The following is a 4,021-nucleotide window of genomic DNA, read 5'->3' on the forward strand; positions in this document are numbered from 1 at the left end:
GTGGTCAGCCCGCCGGCCCGAAGGAGTTCATAAAATGGCTCCAGGCCGCAACGGGCCAGCAGTCGTACGGCCGGAACATTGAGGGACGCGGCCAGGGCCGTGCGCGCGCTGACCGCGCCCTGAAAATTCTGGCCATAGTTTTCGGGGCGATAACCTCCGAAGTCCGTGGGCACGTCCAGAAGCAGGGACGCGGGCGTAAGATGGCCCTGGTCAAAGGCCAGGGCATAGAGAAAGGGCTTGAGGGTCGAGCCCGGCGCGCGTCGGGACAGGGTGTTGTCGACCTGGCCCTGGTGATTCGGGTCCCAAAAATCCGCCGAGCCGACGTGGGCCAGAATTTCGCGGGTCTTGAGGTCGAGCACGACCAGGGCCGCGTTGCCGATGGACGCCCGCCGCAACGCGTCCATCCGGGCCGTGACCAGACTTTCGGCCACGGCTTGGATGCGTCGGTCCAGGCTGGAGCGGATCACGGCGCGGTCCGGGAGGTTGGCTCGGGCCCAGAGACAAAAATGGGGCGCGGCCTGGGGTACCTGGGCGCGCGCGGCCAGAAGCGGCCGGGTGCGGCTTTCGGCCAGGTCTTTGTGCGCGAACACGCCTTGGCCGTCGAAACGGCGCAGAACCCGGTCGCGCACGGCGCGGGCGGCCTCGGGATGTCGGAGCGGGTTGTAGCGGGTCGGCGAGCGCGGCAGGACCGAGAGCAGGGCGATCTCGCCCAGGGACAGCCGGCGCGGGTCCTTGTCGAAATAGTGCCAGGCGGCCGCGCCCACGCCGACCACGTTGCCGCCGAACGGGGCCAGATTCAGATACCAGGTCAGGATTTGGTCCTTGGAGTAGTGGGCCGAGAGCTGCACGGCGCGGAAGGATTCGACAATTTTCGCGCCCAGGGTACGCGGCGCGGGTGCGGTCAGGCGGGCGACCTGCATGGGGATGGTCGAGGCCCCGCTGATGACGCGGCCGTGGCGCAGATTGAGCCACAGGGCGCGGATTACGGCCAGGGGATTGACGCCAGGATGGCGGTAAAAATGGCGATCCTCGGAGGCGATGATGGCTGTGACCAGGTCCGGCGAAACTTCGTCTAGAGTCACGGGAAAGCGCCACATGCCGTCCGGGGCCAGGAAGAAGCGCAGGGGCTCGCCATTCCGGTCCAGGATGCGGACCGACGGCGCGGGCTCCAGATTGGCCACGGGAAAGGGGAAAAGGTGGTCCAGGATCAGGGTCGCGCAGATCAGGGCGGCCAGAAGCAGAACCAGGGCCGTGACCGGGCGCGTCAGTCGTGACTGGCGCCGGGCCACGGCCCTGATGCCGTGGATCATGGAGTGGGCGCCTCGCTTGTGACGCGGATGGTTCCCAGCGGGCCGCTGGCGCGCAGGGACGGGATGTACATGGCTTCGGCCTGGACCGGCGGTAGGGTGAAAACGCCCGGCGTCACGGCCCGCAGCACGCTGTAGCGGACTTTCCAGCCCTTGCCGTCGAGGCTGGTGAAGACCAGGACGCGGTCGTCGCGCAGATCCTGATGGCCTTCCATGAAGGCCGTGTCATCCATCCAGTCGAGCTTTTCGGTGGTTGCCAGACGCGGATTTTCCACTTCCAGCCCGGCCGGCAGCAGACTCTGCACGACCACGTTGTCGAGGCGGCCCGTGGTCGAGCGGACCCGTGTTTTCATGACGATCAGTTCGCCCTGGCGGACCTGGTTCAGGTCCAGGGGCGCACCGGTCTGGGTCAGGAAGGTCTGGTCGACGTCCAGGCCCTGGGCCGTGGGCGCGTGGCTTTCGGCCTTGGGCGCGCCCGAAGTCAGGACCGAGAAGAACACGTCGCGGCCGGCCGGGGCCTTGGTCAATTTCAACGCGCCCAGGGTGTTGATGTCGGAGCCGACCCAGATTTTTGTTTCGTCGATGGTCGCGTTGCCCCCGTCCCAGCTCAGGGTGCCGGCAAAGGGGCGCGGATCGTTTTGGGCCGCCAGGTATTTGCCCATGGCCATGAAGGCCAGACTTGTTTCCTGGGTCGAGTACCACACTCCCTGGCCCAGATCCGCGCTGATGCGTGTGATCAGCTCGGGCAGGCGTGGGTCTTCGGGCAGATTCCGCTCCAGGATCAGGGCGGCCAGCGCTCGGTCGCGCAGACCGGAGCCGAGGTTGCCGCCGGACTCCCGGCGGGCGTCGTCAAAGGCCGGGCTGACATGAAGCAGCTCGAAGCCCGCGTTCTGGTTGTTGGTCTCGAAATAGGCCCCGGCCAGAAGGGTCCGGGTCATGCCGTTTAAATCCTTGCCAAAGGTGGCGCGCAGGAAATCCTGTCCGCCCAGATCGGCCCGGTCGCCCAGGGCCAGGACGTAGAGGGCGTAGGCCGCCTGTTCCACTCTGGCCGCCGGGCTGCCCGATTCGGGGTTGGCCAGTCCGCGCAGGTATTCCAGCCCGGCGTCGAGCATGCGCGGCGGCACGGTGTGCCCGGCCTGGCGCGCTTCGAGCAGGAAATGACAGATATAGGCCGACATCCACGGGTCCGGATCGCCGTCGCCGGGCCAGTAGCCATAGCCGCCGGACGAGGTCTGCATGGTCTGCAAACGGCGGATGGCGGTTTGGACCAGACCCGCCGCCCCGGTGGTGTTGAAGCGGCCGGGAGCCAGTTCCTGGGCCAGGGCCGCAAAGTGGAGGAGCGGAAAGGCCTTGGATACGGTCTGTTCGGCGCAGCCATGGGGATAGCCTAAAAGGTTGTCCAAATGGCCGGCGAAGCGCATCAGCGGCAGAGTGGACAGGCGCACCGTGCGCCGAACCGTTCCGGGCAGGAGCGTGTCCGGCGCGGTCGTGTCCAACTCGCCGTCCGCCTCCTTGAGCCCGCCGCTGGTCATGGTCCGCAGGACGGGCAGGGGTGAGCGTTGGTCCAGATCCTCGCGCACGGTCGTGGTTTCGCCGTTGCCCGTGGCCGTGATCGCGATGTGGACCGCGCCTTCGACCTGGCCGCAGCGCAGAGGCAGGTACACGGTTTTTTCGGTGCCCGTGGCGATGGACAGCGGCTCGGGCATCTGGCCCAGGGTGGCTGGGCCGTCCACGCTGGCGTTGACGGAAAAGGTTCCGGTAGCGGGCGTGTCGTTGCGCACGGTCAGCGGGATGGCGATCTCGTCGCCCAGGGCCAGGAAGCGGGGCAGGGTCGGGGTCAGGACGAGCGGCGTGCGCACCCTGGTCAGGGCCACGCCCGTGCCGAAGGATTTGTCCTTGTGCCCCACGGCCACGACGCGCAGGGCCCCCTGGAAATCGGGCAGATGGACGGTGTGGGCCAGCTTGCCGCCTTCGTCCGCCGTCAGCCAGCCGGACCAGAAGGTCACGGGTTTGACCCGGCGGATGCCCTCGGTGCGCATGAAGGCCGATGCGCCCAGGGCCTCGTCGCCGCCAGCCAGGGGAACGGCCAGGGCAATGTGCGGAAAGAGCAGGGCGAAGTTGTCGAAGCTCTCCACGTCCAGGGCGCGCTGGGCGTAGAAATGGGCGAAGGGGTCGGGATTCTGTCCTCCGGCCAGTTGCAGGATGCCCTCGTCGACCACGGCCACGGTCAGGCGGGCATGGGGCGTGGCCTGAATTTCCAGGCGCAGGTCGGTTTCGGGACGGATCTCGGCCGGAGCCGTGACGCCCACGTTCATCTTATTGGAAAGGCTGTCCACGAAGAGCGGAATGGCGCCAAAGGCCCGGCCCGGACTGCCGGGCTGGATGTCCGCTCCCCGGCGGACCAGGGTCACGGTTAGGTGGCGGTTGGGCTGCCAGTCCTCGCGGACGGGAATGTGGATTTGGGCCGTGTTGCCGGTCAGTTCCACGGTTTGCAGATAGTCCACGTCCCGGCCTTCCACCGTGACCAGTGCCTTGCCGGCAAAGGGCGAGCGGATCTGGACGGAAGCCGTTTCGCCGGCCCGGTAGCCGGCTTTGTCCGGAATCAGTTCCAGACGGGCCGGATTCTGCACGGCCCAGGGTGAATAGCCCCAGCCGCCGCAATAAAATTCCAGTTCGCTGGCCGTGCCGCTGGCCGGATCGCTCAGACGGACGCG

2 protein-coding genes are annotated in these 4,021 nt (G+C 67.5%); both read right to left on the minus strand.

The window, feature by feature from the left end:
* Window positions 1–1,310, minus strand: a 1,310-nt coding sequence (locus EOL86_12485) for a penicillin-binding protein 1C (GenBank protein NCD26392.1), incomplete at its 3' end; no start/stop codon positions are given.
* Window positions 1,307–4,021, minus strand: a 2,715-nt coding sequence (locus EOL86_12490) for an alpha-2-macroglobulin family protein (GenBank protein ID NCD26393.1), incomplete at its 5' end; no start/stop codon positions are given. The genes EOL86_12485 and EOL86_12490, both read right to left, overlap by 4 nt.

It is taken from the genome of Deltaproteobacteria bacterium (assembly GCA_009930495.1).
Taxonomy (GTDB): Bacteria; Desulfobacterota; Desulfovibrionia; order Desulfovibrionales; family Desulfomicrobiaceae; genus Desulfomicrobium.